This window comes from Rhizobium sp. USDA 4016, from assembly GCF_056279705.1.
In genome coordinates this window covers 2,196,816-2,210,632 of sequence record NZ_JBWCCY010000004.1, presented here as the reverse complement: position 1 = coordinate 2,210,632, position 13,817 = coordinate 2,196,816, and the positions used below count along the sequence as shown (strand labels likewise).

Below are 13,817 nucleotides of genomic sequence, written 5' to 3'. Positions count from 1 at the left end.
CGCTATTTCAGTTCATTGGCCGTGATCAGCAGGGCCCTGTACTTGCCATCCGGTCCCATGCCTTGCATCTGGCGCGGGCCTCCCACGTAGATCTCAAGCCGTGGCGACCAGCTTTCGCCCATCTCGAACCAATCAACCGGCGTGCGGCTATAGCCCTCATCATCTCCGCTGCCGGTGGCACGCGGGCCAAAGATGGGTTCGTGTGCATTGAGCTGTTCTTCCGATACGTTCGTTAGATCGATGGTTTGGATACGTCCGCCACCGCGGCCGGTGTGTTGAATACTGGCGAGCGTGGAATGCATGTAAGGCGCCTTCGCGATCGACGCTGCAGCATGCCGAGTGCGCACGTCTTGCCAGCAGACTGTGGAAAAAAATCGTTCAAAGCTCCTGCCGCTGAAGACGGAACCGAGGGGCTGAAACGGGGACGCATTACCACACCTCGTTTTGGTGTGGCGGAACGGTTCAAGTCCAGATTGCCACCTGAGAACAGCTGCGGCAAAATCAAGCACTTAAAGGTGGGTGAAAAGTTGATTGGAGGCCTCGCCCGGAATTGAACCGGGGTACAAGGATTTGCAGTCCTCTGCGTCACCACTCCGCCACGAGGCCATCCGTAAGCGTTTTATGCTGTGGTGGCGCGGATTTAGAATGATCCTAGGAGAAGCGCAAGGGGGTTCAGTCTGAATACGGTCCTTTTTTCATTCTGAATAACCGTTTTCCGAATGTTCTCGGACCCTGCAGAGTTGACTGCGGGGTTTGTCTTTAACGGACTGCGAGATTTTTACTGGCAGTTGCCGGCGGCATTTTTAACCTGACCCGGTGCGCAGTCGGAAGACTCTTGCTTGCCTTGGGAATCCTTGTCTTTATCGGAAGAGCTCGTCCCAGAGGTTGAAGTACCAGATCCGGTACCGGAACCTGAATTGTCGCCGGACTGGCCAGAACCACTAGTTCCGCCAGAACCACCACTGGCCTGAGCCATGGCCGAAGTTGCAAGGCCGATCGAAAGTACAGAGACGGTGAGGAGTTTCAGAAGCATTGGATGATCCTCCCATTAGCTTCAGTTATGATCCATCCTCAACCTGGCTCTCATGATGTTCCGGGTTAGTGTCGGAGATGTGATCGATGTAGGCAGCGTTTAGCCGCGCGGCTATGTCGTCTGCCTCCTCACGGGACAATCCAGTGAGCTTGCATCCGGATGCCTCGACAGGCAGGCCCGTTTCCTTGTCCAGCACTGACCATGAGCGATCTATCAGTTGCACGGACGCGGCCTTCGGTCCCTTTGTCAATCTGCGGCGAACCATGGGAACCTCCCATCGCCGAACTTCCGCGGCGACGACCGGGTTCCTTCGCTTTCATTCAATCTCATAAATATCCGCATTCTCCTCCGGATCGCGCAGCCCTTTATAGGATGATTGCCGCAGCTTGCCGTCATGCGTCCAGGCGCGATATTCGACCTCGGCAACCAGCGTCGGCTTCACCCAAACGAGATACTTGCGTCGACCGGAATATTCGACCGGCGGCTTCTTCACTTTCAGCTTGTCGAGAGCTTCCCGCAGCTCATGCGCCGTGCCTTCATTAAAGCCAGTCCCGACCGATCCGACATAGACCAGCTTCTTGCCCTGGCGTGCCGCGAGCAGCAGTGAACCGATTCCGGCACGCGCAACAAAGGAATGCTCGTAGCCGACGATCGCAAAGCCTTCGCTCTGGATGCATTTGATCTTCTGCCAGTCGCCACGCCGGCCGGAGCGATAGGTGCTCTCCCGGTCTTTCGCGATGATGCCCTCAAGGCCGTGCTCGCAGGCAGCAAAATACAGCCGGTCTCCGTCTGCCTCGATCTCTTCCGAAAGCCGGATGACATCGTCCCGGCTCTTGATCAGCCCCTCCAAGAGATGCCGTCGCGCGGTGAATTCCAATGGCCTCAGATCATGGCCGTCGAAATAGGGAAGGTCGAAGGGCCATGAAGATCGCTTCGTTTGAGATGCGCTTGCCGCCCCGGTCGCCGAGCGATTGCTGAAGCAGCCCGAAGTCCGATCGGCCTTGCTCGTCGAAGACGACCGCCTCGCCATCAAGGATCGCAGTCGCCACATCGAGCTTCTTCGCCGCTTTTGCGATGGCCGGGAAGCGATCCGTCCAATCGTGGCCGCCTCTGGTGATAATGCGAACGCCCTTCGGCTCGATGTGCACCGCAAGGCGATAGCCGTCCCACTTGATTTCGAAAGCTCACTCCGCCCCTTTGGGTGGTCTGGGTTTCAGCAGCGCCAGACACGGCTCTATGCGTTCTGGCATGGGATCGAGGGGAAGATTAGGCTGCGCGGGATCGCGTGGCTTGCGTGGCCGGGATCGAACCGGCGCGTTGGCATCGCTGAGGAGAGGCTTTGATTTTGGCGGCCTAGACATGGAACGGCTTGACCCTACGCTGAACTAGCGCCATTTATATGTAGCTCGGGCGGGAGCTTTCCGTAACATGCAGGCGTCGAAACCTCTAGACGAGGAGAGGATGACGCATGGCCGTGCTTAAAGCTGTTCAGCGGCCTCGACCATAAATTCGCGCATCTTTGCTGCGACGTCCTGCTCGCTGATACTGTGACCTGCCGCTTGAAGATCAGAGAGAGCTTTCAAGAGAACTCCAGCGTCCCCACCACCTTTGAAGCGGGCATCAGTGATTTCATCGGCGTAACCTGCAACATCATCCCGACCAATGAGGCCCGCGATCCACTTCGCCAAAAGCCTGTCGTGACGAGATTTGAGCTTGATGGTCCTCTCGGAGTCCTGGAAGTATTGGTCTTCCATTCCCTTTTTGCGGTCTCTAAAATCGGCCATTATTTTCCTCCTCATTTGTGTTATCGCGAAACCGCTCAATGCCGTGTTTGCGGAAATTAATGGCCTCCACCGACGGAGGGGCTTTGGACCATAGGCGACATATCCAACTATTTCGAAGGTCGATCTTTAAAGAACGGCAATATTTCGCCTCGGAAGTAATCTAACACAGTTAAACGCTCAGCACCGAAATTAACTTGATGATTGGCGATGTTCATGCCGGCCGCAAAACGCCACGCGCATGACAATGAAGCGGGAGAACCCGGTGGTAGTTGTTGAAACGCCGAGGGGACGGACATCCTGAACGACGGGCACAGATCGGCGCCGGCCGCGAACATCCACGAGAATCACTACTGCGACCATGAGGACGCCAACGGCATCCGCTGTACGGAATGGGGCGATTACGGCTTCGAGGAGAGCAAGACGATCACGCGCTCTGGTATTGCCGGGGACATCAGCCGCTGAACTATCGCGGCCTGGCGCCGCATGACGGTGAGCGATCCTTGATCGGCGAATAGGCCGCCCTACCATATGACCGGTCTCCCACTCTGCGGCGGTGTCCTATCCAGCGAAGATTTTGGGAGGGACGCATAATGGGTGATCCCGATCGATATTCCGGAAAGCCCCCGAAACGGGGATGCGGCGTGTGGATACTGATAGGGATGGCAATGGCATTAGCGCTTCTTAGTGCGTTGCTCTTAGGCTTTTTGGGCTAGCCTCGCCCGCGCATCAGATTGCCGGTTGATTCTTCAGCGTCGTCCGACCGTATGCTACCGGACAGGAACGCTGTTGCTGTTTCGTTCGTTAAAGCAGTGGATTGCGTGGTATGTCATCATCCCGGCCGCATCTGACGGCCATTCCAGACGCCGCGCATCCAAGCCAGTCCACGCTGGCGGCCTGCACGCACCCTCCTTAACAGCAGGGCCTTTTTCTTCGTAAACCGTCCGAAACCGTACTACGCCTTTTGGGCTAGTTTGCCGGGCTGCGCTGTCTGGCATTCTGCTAGCTGTCTGGCATTCTGCTAGCGGGACTCAAAGACCTGGGTTCGAGTGTGGCAGGGTTTTGAAGGTTCCCTGTGGCACGAGGTGCGACCCGGGCTCGCTATTCTAACCTTTGGGCGAGCCCTCGTCGTACATCCTCTGCACATCGACACTTTTCAAAGCGCGTCTTCGTAGCCTCGGTTTGCACGCCGAAGTCGCGCCGGACGAGGTCGTGGAGCGTGTTCAAAGCACATAGACCCGCGTATAGGTCATCCCCTCCTGATTGATATCCGATCCGTCCTCCCGGCCAATAGTCAGGTCGGGAGCCGTACTGTTATGGTCAGGGTACATCGTCCCGCGAGGCCGTTTCCCCCGATCGGCCTCACAAATGGATCAGCATGACGTGCGGCACTTCGAGAGGTAGACCGCCGAGGATTGTGACCATGACACAGAAAATCGAAATCGATCTCGTCCCGTTGAAGCTGTTCTCCAGGCGCATATCGGAAGGCTGGACCAGGAAACCAGGCCATCCACTCCAGATGCCGCCAGATTGTCTATCAGCGCCGAATATGGGCTCTGAGGCATATGTGAAACGGCCCGTGCTGCAAGGCTTTTCTTTGGTGGAACTCGGATACGGAGACACGCGGCGGCCCGTTTCCGGCATTTCCAGATCGTCCTTCTCGGCAGCAGTTTTCTTGAGATTTCACTTCGGCATGCCCGACTTCCCAGTTCGTAAGGAGCAAGGGTGAGTCCGCCTTGTTAAGGCCTCGAGGAGCTGTCCCGGGCTATACATTAAGGCCGGACGATCGGCGTCTTCCACATGGTCTTGTTCGTTCGATCCTGGGCATCGTCGAGCTTGCTGCTCAACACCTCGACGCGGGTAGCGACCTTGTTGATGCTCTCGATCGCCGTATCCAGCTGCCGCCGAACGATTCCACGACGCGATCGATCCGCTTGTTCGTTTCGGCGACAGCCGTCTTGTTCTCGGTGATCTGCTCGATCATGCGGGACTGCTGGAACTGCAGCGGCGCGATCTGGCCGATCTGGTTGTTCATGCCGTCGAGTGTCGTCTGATAGGTCTTCTGACGGTCCTTGCGGTCGGCAGCTTCCCGGTCAAAGCGCTCTCCCAACTCCGCCTGTGTTTTCTGCATATCGTCGATGGTGTTGCCGAGGTTGAACCAAACGCCGCCGAGCGCAAACGCATTAATCGCAACGCCGCCGATGATGGCGATGAAATGAACCGGGTTGATCTTCGGCTTCTCTACTTCGATAAGTTAGCAGAAACGCTGAGGGATAAGCTGCCTACGGCTGTCGATTGCGTTCTTCTGTGGGAAACTCCCGTTCCATATTTGCGCGCCATTTATCCGGAAGCGCCCATCGTCAGCCAGATGCCTGGATCTTTTGCGCGCACCATACCCAATACGGTGGTCTTTGACACTCTTGGACTATACCGCGAAGGTACGATGTTCACGCATGCCGCGGACACCATCGTCGATGAAGAAAACCCTTGGACCGGTGCGAAGACGAGGCCCGTTCATAAGCACCGATGGCTTTGGGAGAAGGCTAACGGTCCCATCCCTGAAGGGCATGTCTTGAAGTGCCTCGACGGAGACAAGACGAACTGCGACCCATCGAACTGGGAACTGATCTCGCGCGAAGTTCTGCCGCATCTCAGTGGCCGCTTTGGCTTTGCATACGACCAAGCGGAACCGGAGGTGAAGCCGGCAATGATGGCGGTCGCGAAGCTCAAACACTCCGTCAAGCAGGCTAGATCCAAGGCGAGGTCAGCATGAACGAGTTCGCACTCGGAGCCATACCCGTCGGCGGCGGCTTCATCGTACTAAGCCAGCATTTTTGCATCCGCGGCAGCGTTTACAAAAGCCTGTCTCGCGAGTTCAAGACTCCCATGCTTGCACACGGCAGCCAAACACAGTTGCCTCGCCTGTGCGTAAAGCTCGCACCGCTTTTCGGGCCAACGGTGGTTCAAGCATTCCAATGCAGCATCCGGCCCAGAGATCTCCTGTCGGATGCCATTTCCGACGCGCACATGGACTGGCGCACTCCAAGTGACCCCGAAATCAACCCTGATGACAGCCATCTGAATTCCCCGGTTTTTTACGGCGTCGAACCTTCCTGGAGGGGCAAATGTTCCATGGAAGATCGGCGCCAATGTCGCTTTTGGTTTGAATGAAGGATTAGACGTATGACCAACTGTTTCGCAGCAGGAGCAATGTAGCGCGGCCACGGCTGGATCGCCTATTATCGCCGTGTGCATGACGCCGAGAACCGAGTCCTTCGCGACGGCCGGCACGACATCATCTTCGAGACGGAAGCCGAGGCGCTCAAGGCCGCGAATGCCGAGTTCCTGAAATACCTCAACAGCCCGATCACCGGCATCTCCTCCATGAGCGGCAGCAAGAAGAGCGTGGCGAAGAAGGCTGCGGAGAAATTATTCCGGGGCGGCGGGAAGACTGTCGAGGTCGAGCGCAAGAGGTTACGGCATGAACATCTCCACCAAACCACCAGAGGCCGGAAGATCGATGTCGAAGCCATGGCGAAACTCTGGAACAGCGGGCTATCCGCCGGGCAGATTGCGGATCGCATCGGAATATCCCGGTGCGCTGTCTCCGGTCATATCCATCGCCACAGGGATTTGTTCGAGCCGCGAGGACGTGACAATCAGCCGGCGGCAAGCGAGGCGGCGGCAGGAAACGGCAGGCAAAGCCACACAGCGCGCCGGTGACGGCCAGCAACGACGGTCGCCGAATCCACATGAAGAACCTGCACAAAGCCCGCATGGAGGCCGCAAGACGTGAGGCACAGGAATTCGAGGCCGGAACATCCCCGCTGCTGCAGATCCACGTCAGCGATGAAGAGCGAATCGCCAACGGCAAGGAGCTTCATGATCTCGGCGTTCATCAATGCCGTTGGCCGTTGAATAACGGCTCGCCCTTTCTGTTTTGCGCTGATGCGACCGGCGGCGAGCTTTACTGCTGGCATCATATGAACCGAACCCATCGGCCGAAGGGGAGCGAATGACGGACCTCTTCGGCTTCGAGATGCACCCTGATGCTGAGTTTCACGGCCGGAACCGGCTGACGCTTACCAGGCGCTGGGGCGGAGGTCCGCAGGCCTGTGCTGCGCATCAGGTGTTCGTCTGCTGGGGCGCCATCGCGTGGGATGATCTTTGGATCGACCATGTCGTCGAGGAGATACAGTCAGGCGAAGGACCATACCCTGACCTGTGGTGCTGGGGCATGACATCAAGCGGAGCGCCTAAGCATCCGATGGCGCGCGGTAAGCACCGCATCCCAGCTGATGAGAAGGAAATTCTTTGGAAAGCGGCTGGCATATGACAGATCCGTCCGAACATCCTGAAGCACTTGGCATCTTCGCTGAATATGGAATTCAGGTCGTTCCGGCCCATGTCATGCCGTCCGTGGGGCAGACAAGAGCCATTGCCACGCTAGACCGCATCAGAAACCGCCATGGAGAGGCACACGCGCGTTTCGTGGTCATGACGCTGTCGGAAGGCTGCCAACAACAAAGCGTTCATTGATGAGACGTCTCTGTGGGTCGTTAGCGATATGGTCAGGGCAGCGACGAAGAACTATCCCGATCTGGTCGAGAATAACGTCTCTGCCTGGTTCGCCTTCTTCGATGGTCTGCCGCAAGCGATTGCAGCATAACGAAATCGACCTCTACGGGGTGTTGCCTCGCACCCCGGAAATCAGCGATAAGTATGCCATCGTCGCAGAAGTCGCGGCACACTGGCGGGATACTGAGGCGAAGCCGATGGCCTGCTATTTCGACACGGACCTTTCAGGGTTCAGCTGGGCGGACAAACAGAACGAGCGCCGCCGACACAGAGAAGCCCGCCGTAAGCAGGCGGCATAGAACAAGACCGGCCACGCTTCGGCGCACCCCGGCTGGTTACTCACAGCCCGCCACCTTAACTGGTCGGCGGGCTCTTCATTTGGAGCGCGAGCCGCTTCAGTTTGAAGGAGCTGGTGTGGTTGGTGCGGGGTTAGCAGGCGGTGTGGTCTCAGTCCCGCTTTGTTGATCGCGTCCTGGCATAAGCACCATCACACCTATTATGACGATTATCACAACTACAATTCCAATGATCATGTTTCGATTCATGACTTGTTCCTCCAATAGACTTGCGTTCGAGGGCTATTTGGACAGGTAGTTGTTAGGTTCTGTTTGTCCATAGGCGATTGTCATCGATGCAGTCTCCGGTTGAACAAGCCATTCTGAACGGAGCGGAGACTCCGACTTGTGCCCGGCGACAAGACCATGGCTACACTCGTGGGCGAAGAGCCCGCGCCGCCGCACCGGGCCTGTCGGGCTTCATTAACGGCGTGAAGTGGGTCAGCCGGACTAAAGCATAGAGCTGTCGACCGTCGGGATTTCGCCTTCCCCTGCCTTCATCTTCGCTTGGGCAAGGGCGAATGCTCTGGCGTCTGGCTCTCTATGGAGGATCATCGCCAAGGCGGTTCCCGTGATCCGAAATCGGCCGCAGGTGGGACAGATGAATTCGACAACGTCTTCTATCCCCGATAGGTCCTCTTGGGCTGGCTCATTTGATATGGGGCAGGTGTCATTGGTCCAGTTCATTCAATTCCCCCAAGGTTAAACCATGCCAGTCCTGAAAAACGCACGGCATGAGAGGCTCTTCATTATTCTAGGTGAATCCGGCTTACGTCGCGGAGGAATATAGTTGACTGCTTCGCTCTGGCCGGTCTTCCACCCAATGTCGTGACCTCCTCTGTGAGGATATAGCCGACGCTCTGAAGTGTGTTTGCCAAATCGGCCATCGAGCGATTGTCTTCGATTGTCAGATGTCCGACCTGTTCAACCGGGCGCCTCAAATAGACAGCGTTTCTAGCCATGTGCGTTTCCTTTTGGGTTGCATCAGCAGTTGATGATGAACGCGTACGAGTCGCAAGTGCAGTTGAGCAACCTGAACCTCTTTGCACGGAGTTTTCCAGTTATTCGACTTCTCCACAGGTTGAGAGACGATGATCGAGAATTTCATGATGCTGGCGCTGACGCTGCTCGGCGCCCATTGGCTCTGCGATTACCCGCTGCAGGGTCAGTTCCTCTCTGGCGCCAAACAATCAGGCCCGCTGCGCGTTTATCACCTGATCGCACATTCCGGCATCCAAGGCGCCGGCGTGGCAGTGGTCACAGGGAGCGTCTGGCTAGGTCTGCTCGAATGGATGGCACACGCGATGATCGACGAGGCGAAGGTGAGGGGCAAGACGACGTTCGTCCAGGACCAAGCCCTGCATATCGCCTGCAAGATCGTCTGGCTCGCTTACCTCGTCCTGTCCGCAACGTATCAGCATGGGTCGTCTATATCGCTCTGGTGGCGATGATGTTCGCACTGTCATCCATCTCGGCATGGTGGCCGAGATGAGCGGGATGGTCGAACGCGGCGCGCTGCTGGTGATGTGCCTCTGTGCAATCGCCGCGCTGATATGGATGTTCTGGTAGAAAATCATATCGCGAAACGCGAAGGCTTTACTGATAGGTAGGAACGATTTTGCGTCAGGCGGGTGCAGATTGCCAAATCAGGCTGACGCCAACGAAGAATGCGACCAGAGACAGCAGCGCAGTCATCACAGCAACGTTGTTCCACCGCTGCCCAGCTGCCCATGAATACTTATCAGGTTCCTCGAGGGCGGCTACGTCGGCTTGATTGGTCAGGTAGGTAGGCGAACATTGAAATTAGAACAGACAGGCCAGCACCGACCGAGAACGAAACAAGCGATTTCATCATTCCTCTGATCAGCGGCCCGTAGGTTGCAGAGGCTTCTGGTTGGCTGTGGTCGCGACGAAGCCAAGCAGAGCGATGCAAGCGCCGCCGTTGAGGATTAGAAGCGCCTTAAGACCCTCTTGTGCGGCTTCGATTGATGCGGCTTCCAAGCGGCCGACACGGTCTTCGTCACTCATGAACATCCTCAAAGTTTAGCTGTGCAAGTCCTGAAAAGCACGGCAGGATACAATCTACCAGCGATCGAAGGGGCGGACCCCAATAAGCTTATTCAAATCTTGATCGCGAAGCTCTTCCTTAAGCGCCACCCATATATGATCAGGAATGCGTAGCGGGGTTTTGTTCGTGAGGTGGCTTCCGGCTTGGACCGCAAGATAACGACGGGCGATGAGCGCCTTTACGTGCTCGTTGAAATAGTCCCCTGAGAAAACTTGGGTTCGATTAGCGACGGCCCAAGCCAAAAGCCATTGCTCTGGCTCAGAAATATCCTGAAGGCCATCTATGTGCGTCGCTTGGCGTTGAAGGCGACGTCTACGGACGAGCGGCGCAGATGCCAATTGCACAACTGCTCTCGCCACTGACACAGCCAGCACACTGCCGCTGCAAATTGCGACGAAAGGAGCCGCTGCCAAGCGAACTCGGGCAATTGCGGACAAGGCATCGTCCGAAGGTCTAACGCCCCTGGAGGTCATGCTGAAGGCGATGCGCGTCCATTTCAATAAGAAGGATTGGGATGCTGCAGCGTCGATCGCGAAGGATGCGGCGCCGTATATGCATGCCAAGCTCGCCAGCGTTCAGCACACCGGCAAGGACGGCGGACGTATCCAAACCATCGATCTAACGAACGTATCGGAAGAACAGCTCAATGCAAACGAACCCATCTTTGGCCCGCGTGCCACCGGCAGCGGAGATGATGAGGGTTGATTGGTTCGAGATGGGCGAAAGCTGGTCGCCACGGCTTGAGATCTACGTGGGAGGCCCGCGCCAGATGCAAGGCATGGGACCGGATGGCAAGTACAGGGCCCTGCTGATCACGGCCAATGAACTGAAATAGCGGCCATGGTCGAGCTCGGGGCATCCTGGGATTGGCCGGAGTATCAGCCGCATATCTCCATCCAGATCGGCTTGAAGGTCGCTGCCCTCATACGTGAGCAGGCAAGCCTGATTTTGTGGTGCTGGAGGAGCAATCCCTCGCCAAGATCGGCAACACCAGCGCCGACGCACTCATTTATCCATGGGTGGCGACCACGGCCATTGTCTCGACGATCGCCAATTTCGGCATTCCGTAGGGCACGCTCCCGCAAGGCACTTGGCGCAAGAGCTTCTACGGCCAGACCTTCAAGCCGCCGCTGGACAACAAGGGCAAGAAGGACTGGAAGAGCGCCGCCGTCTCCGAATGCGAGCGCATCGGCATCCAGCTCCCTCCGCAGAAGACGCTCGCCCACAATGCTGCGGAGGGCATGTGCTCTTGCGATCTGGTGTCAGGAGCCTTGCGGATGCAGCGGAATGAAAGGCTGCGGCATGAGGTTTCAGCCAACTATTGGCTTTGTGTCCGCTTTCAAAACAATCACCTTGTGAAAATCACCCAAGAGTTGGACGCGGGCCAGCACTTGCGTGATGTTTTCCCAGCAGGTCCGGCCTGCGGTCATCGCGGTAACGAAGCTCCGGCAGGCTGCGAGAAAGGCAAGATCCAAGGCAGGTGAAGCTGAATGAATTCGCAGGTCACTTAGCGCTCCACCGCAAGCTGAACCGCAGACTTGGCGTCCTCAGCTGCCATCCGACCATCAATGGCGGCTCGGCAGGCTTGCCATGCACGGCGCCATTTATCGCTCGTTTGATTGGGTTCGTGAATAAGCCAGTTCATGGCTTCCTCGGGGGAGCCGACAACAATGCGGATGCGGCGATCTCCCAGCACGAGGGGTTTCTTCCATCGGTGCACCAACATAACCGCGCTCCAATCGTAGGGGTATCGATAATAATTAATCCACCGCCACGCCACATCGTTCCATCCCGGAGAAAAGAAACAGGAGCCGCGAGTTGAACGAGTTCGCCGGAAGCCCATGTCATGCCGTCCGTAGGGCAAACAAGAGCCATTGCCACGCTGGACCGCACCAGAAACCACCATGGAGAGACCATCCTTCCACAACAGATCGTTTAAAAGCTTCGCTGTGCTTGGACATGAAAAACCCCCGAAGGTTGTTGTCCAACTTTCGGGGGTCAGTTCATTACCCGGTGGGCGTTTTTCATTCCATCAGCAATGCTGCGACCGCGGCTATGTCTGATCGAGATCAATGCCGCTTATCTGTGCTGGAAGTCCCTGGATTGCGTATCTGGGGAGACGACGCCATGAGGATCCAACCGTATTCCGGTTGAGGATGTCCATGAATTCGGACGCATCCTTGCCCGTCAGGTCGTCCAACTGCTTGTACCCGATCGTAGCAGGATGGCCAGTGATGGCATCAACAACGGTCCACGTGCCGTCTGCTTCTGCGCGGCGGTCGTATGGCATGTGAGAGATTTCGGAAGACATGATGTCCTCCTTTCTGGCGCCCCGTAAGGAGTGGCGCCTATAGGATAAACGCGAAGTAGGCCCATTTGTTTCGGTCCTGGGGCCAGCACCATCCGCGCCGGCGGGTTCGGGCAAATAAGGAGAAGTCGCATGAGCGAACAGAAACGGCCCGTAACCAGGGCGAAATTCTTCTGCAGCGGCAAGGAAGGGAACACTGTTTTCCTTCCGCCGTCTATTCCGAGGATATCCAATCCGAGGATGACGGCGGGAGAGATCGACCGCGATCCCCGATCCGAATGGTACGGCAAGCCGAACCTCTATGTCGGGTGCCAAGGGGCTGTAGAAGGTCTGACGAACCGGCTTGTAGAGGATGGCGTCCTGCCCGGGCTCGAATGCCGCGGTCGAGGAACAGGAGCGTCTGAGCAAGAGCTTGCCGCCGCAGCATCCTCACAGAGTGCGACAAACCCTCGGCAGTAAGGCCATTAATGCGGTAGACAAAGGGGCAGGGTTTCGAAACGACGTTGCCGGCCGACGACCTGCATGTGACGATTACCTACAGCCGGACGCCTGTCGACTGGATGGCGATGGGCTTTGCATGGGATGACGAAATGAAAATCCCGCGGGGTGGCCCGCGGCTGATGGAGCGGTTTGGAGAGCTGTTCGCGTCGAACATGAGCTGGGATTACGCCGAGTACAGCTGCATATCACCATCTCTTACGACGATGATGCTCCGGAACTCGCGACCGTCGAACGCTATCAGGGCGAGATCCTGCTCGGATCGGAGGTGTTTAAGCAAGTGATCGACGTCTGGCTTGCGAACGTGAGGGAAGTGGAAGTCTGATGCTCGGTGTCATTGGTGTCACGCAGCCAGAAGAAATTCTTGATCTACCTCGCGGTTCAATGCTCTGACCAACTCCTTGGCCTCCTCGGCTGTGAGCATGTCCATAACAAATCCGTTGATCACGGCTTTCTGCCCGGTGACTTCATCGAACACCGACCAATAGATGTTGAGATTCTTATGAACGTTATACCTGTGGGCTTCCATGGGGAATTCCTCCTTCTTGAAGCATCGATAGAAAAGCACTTCGCCACCAAAAGATGAATCGTGCGTGTGTATATCGAGCCTATCCATTGGGATAGTGCCCGGCTACGCCCCTAACCTCGGGTCCACAATGAATTTTACCGACGCTGTAACGGTCGCGGGAACGCGCCGGCGCGATGACGGCTACCTTGTTGCCGAACGCTCGTATCGCTCGTACAGGCATCCAGATCTATCTGGGATCCGACGTGGGAAAACCGGACATGAGCACGGTGCGCGTCTATCGCGCGGGGCGCCGAGGTCTTCGCTGAGGACAGGCTCAAGAGTGCTGCTCGCCGGCCGGTGACGAATAACCACCCGCCGGAAATGGTCACCTCGGATAACTGAATCCCCGACGCCATCGTGAACGCGAGTTACGAGGCCGCTTTCCTCGAGCTTTCCAATCCTGGCAGCCTTTCACCGATCATAACCGGCTCTGCACGGTCAAGCGTGAGAAGGACGAGCAGCTTGAGGTCGAGTATTCAACCTCTGCTTCAACGGACATCGCCGACATCGTAGCGCTCGCCACCCGGTCGTAACCACGATCGAGGGGCTGCTCTGGCCGTTCCTGTGCCCGATCCTGGCGGGGAGCGCTCTTAGTCTAGGCCCTGTGAGCCGCCTCACTCGCTAGCCTGATGACGTAGTCTTCGGATG

Annotated in this window: 20 protein-coding genes, 1 tRNA gene and 2 pseudogenes; 11 read left to right on the top strand and 12 right to left on the bottom strand. The window is 57.0% G+C overall.

All coding sequences use genetic code 11. The features are described from left to right. Window positions 1-2: 2 nt before the first annotated feature. From ACZ9DP_RS26230 to ACZ9DP_RS26200, 7 genes and pseudogenes are all read right to left on the bottom strand, one after another. Window positions 3-302 carry a hypothetical protein gene (locus ACZ9DP_RS26230; RefSeq protein WP_476204025.1) on the bottom strand — a complete coding sequence of 100 codons (300 nt, stop codon included), beginning with the start codon at window positions 300-302 and terminating at the stop codon, window positions 3-5. A 230-nt stretch (window positions 303-532) separates the two neighbouring features. Then, a tRNA-Cys gene (locus ACZ9DP_RS26225) sits at window positions 533-606 on the bottom strand. A 172-nt stretch (window positions 607-778) separates the two neighbouring features. After that, a complete protein-coding gene (locus tag ACZ9DP_RS26220; RefSeq protein WP_194729533.1) occupies window positions 779-1,033 on the bottom strand; it encodes a hypothetical protein in 255 nt (84 codons plus the stop codon). Between the two features lie 25 nt (window positions 1,034-1,058). Then, a complete protein-coding gene (locus tag ACZ9DP_RS26215) occupies window positions 1,059-1,298 on the bottom strand; it encodes a hypothetical protein (RefSeq protein ID WP_476204024.1) in 240 nt (79 codons plus the stop codon). 51 nt (window positions 1,299-1,349) lie between these two features. Then, window positions 1,350-2,394 (bottom strand): annotated as a pseudogene (gene ligD, locus ACZ9DP_RS26210) (non-homologous end-joining DNA ligase). A 117-nt stretch (window positions 2,395-2,511) separates the two neighbouring features. After that, entirely contained in the window at window positions 2,512-2,817 is a 306-nt protein-coding gene (locus ACZ9DP_RS26205; RefSeq protein WP_194729536.1) for an ATPase inhibitor subunit zeta, read from the bottom strand. A 1,840-nt stretch (window positions 2,818-4,657) separates the two neighbouring features. Further along, window positions 4,658-4,945, bottom strand: coding sequence for a hypothetical protein (locus tag ACZ9DP_RS26200; RefSeq protein ID WP_476204023.1), 288 nt, complete (start codon window positions 4,943-4,945; stop codon window positions 4,658-4,660). Window positions 4,946-5,029: 84 nt separating this feature from the next. On the opposite strand from ACZ9DP_RS26200, the gene ACZ9DP_RS26195 reads away from it, so the two are divergent. Next, window positions 5,030-5,587 (top strand): HNH endonuclease signature motif containing protein, encoded by a 558-nt coding sequence (locus ACZ9DP_RS26195; protein ID WP_476204022.1) that lies wholly within the window; start codon window positions 5,030-5,032, stop codon window positions 5,585-5,587. Between the two features lie 47 nt (window positions 5,588-5,634). Here ACZ9DP_RS26195 and ACZ9DP_RS26190 read toward each other — a convergent pair whose 3' ends face one another. Further along, window positions 5,635-5,892, bottom strand: coding sequence for a DUF982 domain-containing protein (locus ACZ9DP_RS26190; RefSeq protein ID WP_239598278.1), 258 nt, complete (start codon window positions 5,890-5,892; stop codon window positions 5,635-5,637). Window positions 5,893-6,063: 171 nt separating this feature from the next. Here ACZ9DP_RS26190 and ACZ9DP_RS26185 point away from each other — a divergent pair, with 171 nt between their 5' ends. From ACZ9DP_RS26185 to ACZ9DP_RS26170, 4 genes are all read left to right on the top strand, one after another. Further along, window positions 6,064-6,537 (top strand): GcrA family cell cycle regulator, encoded by a 474-nt coding sequence (locus tag ACZ9DP_RS26185; protein WP_476204021.1) that lies wholly within the window; start codon window positions 6,064-6,066, stop codon window positions 6,535-6,537. After that, window positions 6,534-6,833 carry a hypothetical protein gene (locus ACZ9DP_RS26180; RefSeq protein ID WP_476204020.1) on the top strand — a complete coding sequence of 100 codons (300 nt, stop codon included), beginning with the start codon at window positions 6,534-6,536 and terminating at the stop codon, window positions 6,831-6,833. The genes ACZ9DP_RS26185 and ACZ9DP_RS26180 overlap by 4 nt, the downstream gene beginning before the upstream one ends. Further along, window positions 6,830-7,150 carry a hypothetical protein gene (locus tag ACZ9DP_RS26175; protein WP_476204019.1) on the top strand — a complete coding sequence of 107 codons (321 nt, stop codon included), beginning with the start codon at window positions 6,830-6,832 and terminating at the stop codon, window positions 7,148-7,150. The genes ACZ9DP_RS26180 and ACZ9DP_RS26175 overlap by 4 nt, the downstream gene beginning before the upstream one ends. A gap of 1,668 nt (window positions 7,151-8,818) precedes the next feature. Then, entirely contained in the window at window positions 8,819-9,178 is a 360-nt protein-coding gene (locus tag ACZ9DP_RS26170) for a DUF3307 domain-containing protein (protein WP_476204018.1), read from the top strand. A gap of 412 nt (window positions 9,179-9,590) precedes the next feature. Here ACZ9DP_RS26170 and ACZ9DP_RS26165 read toward each other — a convergent pair whose 3' ends face one another. Then, complete coding sequence (locus ACZ9DP_RS26165; RefSeq protein ID WP_476204017.1) at window positions 9,591-9,755, bottom strand: hypothetical protein; 165 nt, start codon at window positions 9,753-9,755, stop codon at window positions 9,591-9,593. A gap of 511 nt (window positions 9,756-10,266) precedes the next feature. On the opposite strand from ACZ9DP_RS26165, the gene ACZ9DP_RS26160 reads away from it, so the two are divergent. Next, window positions 10,267-10,500: a hypothetical protein gene (locus ACZ9DP_RS26160; RefSeq protein WP_476204016.1), complete on the top strand. Its 234-nt coding sequence runs from the start codon at window positions 10,267-10,269 to the stop codon at window positions 10,498-10,500. Then, entirely contained in the window at window positions 10,487-10,630 is a 144-nt protein-coding gene (locus ACZ9DP_RS26155) for a hypothetical protein (RefSeq protein WP_476204014.1), read from the top strand. The genes ACZ9DP_RS26160 and ACZ9DP_RS26155 overlap by 14 nt, the downstream gene beginning before the upstream one ends. 672 nt (window positions 10,631-11,302) lie before the next feature. On the opposite strand, the gene ACZ9DP_RS26150 is transcribed toward ACZ9DP_RS26155, so the two are convergent. Together ACZ9DP_RS26150 and ACZ9DP_RS26145 are read right to left on the bottom strand one after the other, a co-directional pair. Then, window positions 11,303-11,701, bottom strand: a complete 399-nt coding sequence (locus ACZ9DP_RS26150) for a DUF982 domain-containing protein (protein ID WP_476204013.1) — start codon at window positions 11,699-11,701, stop codon at window positions 11,303-11,305. A 147-nt stretch (window positions 11,702-11,848) separates the two neighbouring features. Then, window positions 11,849-12,106, bottom strand: a complete 258-nt coding sequence (locus tag ACZ9DP_RS26145; protein WP_476204012.1) for a hypothetical protein — start codon at window positions 12,104-12,106, stop codon at window positions 11,849-11,851. Between the two features lie 129 nt (window positions 12,107-12,235). Between ACZ9DP_RS26145 and ACZ9DP_RS26140 the strand changes: the two genes are divergently transcribed. Continuing rightward, window positions 12,236-12,562, top strand: a complete 327-nt coding sequence (locus ACZ9DP_RS26140) for a hypothetical protein (protein WP_476204011.1) — start codon at window positions 12,236-12,238, stop codon at window positions 12,560-12,562. Between the two features lie 65 nt (window positions 12,563-12,627). After that, a complete protein-coding gene (locus tag ACZ9DP_RS26135) occupies window positions 12,628-12,885 on the top strand; it encodes a hypothetical protein (RefSeq protein WP_476205481.1) in 258 nt (85 codons plus the stop codon). 59 nt (window positions 12,886-12,944) lie between these two features. On the opposite strand, the gene ACZ9DP_RS26130 is transcribed toward ACZ9DP_RS26135, so the two are convergent. Continuing rightward, complete coding sequence (locus ACZ9DP_RS26130; protein ID WP_476204010.1) at window positions 12,945-13,130, bottom strand: hypothetical protein; 186 nt, start codon at window positions 13,128-13,130, stop codon at window positions 12,945-12,947. 276 nt (window positions 13,131-13,406) lie between these two features. Here ACZ9DP_RS26130 and ACZ9DP_RS26125 point away from each other — a divergent pair, with 276 nt between their 5' ends. Both ACZ9DP_RS26125 and ACZ9DP_RS26120 read left to right on the top strand, forming a co-directional pair. After that, window positions 13,407-13,511: a DUF2213 domain-containing protein gene (locus ACZ9DP_RS26125; protein ID WP_476205480.1), complete on the top strand. Its 105-nt coding sequence runs from the start codon at window positions 13,407-13,409 to the stop codon at window positions 13,509-13,511. Continuing rightward, a pseudogene (locus ACZ9DP_RS26120) lies at window positions 13,512-13,768 on the top strand (DnaT-like ssDNA-binding protein); the annotation flags it as partial. Between the last annotated feature and the right edge of the window lie 49 nt (window positions 13,769-13,817).

What these genes read in the sequence shown, in the direction of transcription:
- ACZ9DP_RS26140 (WP_476204011.1), top strand. Translation starts at nt 12,236, where the DNA reads ATGAGCGAACAGAAACGGCCCGTAACCAGGGCGAAATTCTTCTGCAGC.
- ACZ9DP_RS26165 (WP_476204017.1), bottom strand. Translation starts at nt 9,755, where the DNA reads ATGAGTGACGAAGACCGTGTCGGCCGCTTGGAAGCCGCATCAATCGAA.
- ACZ9DP_RS26175 (WP_476204019.1), top strand. Translation starts at nt 6,830, where the DNA reads ATGACGGACCTCTTCGGCTTCGAGATGCACCCTGATGCTGAGTTTCAC.
- ACZ9DP_RS26195 (WP_476204022.1), top strand. Translation starts at nt 5,030, where the DNA reads ATGAACCGGGTTGATCTTCGGCTTCTCTACTTCGATAAGTTAGCAGAA.
- ACZ9DP_RS26190 (WP_239598278.1), bottom strand. Translation starts at nt 5,892, where the DNA reads ATGGCTGTCATCAGGGTTGATTTCGGGGTCACTTGGAGTGCGCCAGTC.
- ACZ9DP_RS26130 (WP_476204010.1), bottom strand. Translation starts at nt 13,130, where the DNA reads ATGGAAGCCCACAGGTATAACGTTCATAAGAATCTCAACATCTATTGG.
- ACZ9DP_RS26170 (WP_476204018.1), top strand. Translation starts at nt 8,819, where the DNA reads ATGATCGAGAATTTCATGATGCTGGCGCTGACGCTGCTCGGCGCCCAT.
- ACZ9DP_RS26215 (WP_476204024.1), bottom strand. Translation starts at nt 1,298, where the DNA reads ATGGTTCGCCGCAGATTGACAAAGGGACCGAAGGCCGCGTCCGTGCAA.
- ACZ9DP_RS26205 (WP_194729536.1), bottom strand. Translation starts at nt 2,817, where the DNA reads ATGGCCGATTTTAGAGACCGCAAAAAGGGAATGGAAGACCAATACTTC.
- ACZ9DP_RS26160 (WP_476204016.1), top strand. Translation starts at nt 10,267, where the DNA reads ATGCTGAAGGCGATGCGCGTCCATTTCAATAAGAAGGATTGGGATGCT.
- ACZ9DP_RS26230 (WP_476204025.1), bottom strand. Translation starts at nt 302, where the DNA reads ATGCATTCCACGCTCGCCAGTATTCAACACACCGGCCGCGGTGGCGGA.
- ACZ9DP_RS26220 (WP_194729533.1), bottom strand. Translation starts at nt 1,033, where the DNA reads ATGCTTCTGAAACTCCTCACCGTCTCTGTACTTTCGATCGGCCTTGCA.
- ACZ9DP_RS26145 (WP_476204012.1), bottom strand. Translation starts at nt 12,106, where the DNA reads ATGTCTTCCGAAATCTCTCACATGCCATACGACCGCCGCGCAGAAGCA.
- ACZ9DP_RS26150 (WP_476204013.1), bottom strand. Translation starts at nt 11,701, where the DNA reads ATGGTGGTTTCTGGTGCGGTCCAGCGTGGCAATGGCTCTTGTTTGCCC.
- ACZ9DP_RS26200 (WP_476204023.1), bottom strand. Translation starts at nt 4,945, where the DNA reads ATGCAGAAAACACAGGCGGAGTTGGGAGAGCGCTTTGACCGGGAAGCT.
- ACZ9DP_RS26155 (WP_476204014.1), top strand. Translation starts at nt 10,487, where the DNA reads ATGATGAGGGTTGATTGGTTCGAGATGGGCGAAAGCTGGTCGCCACGG.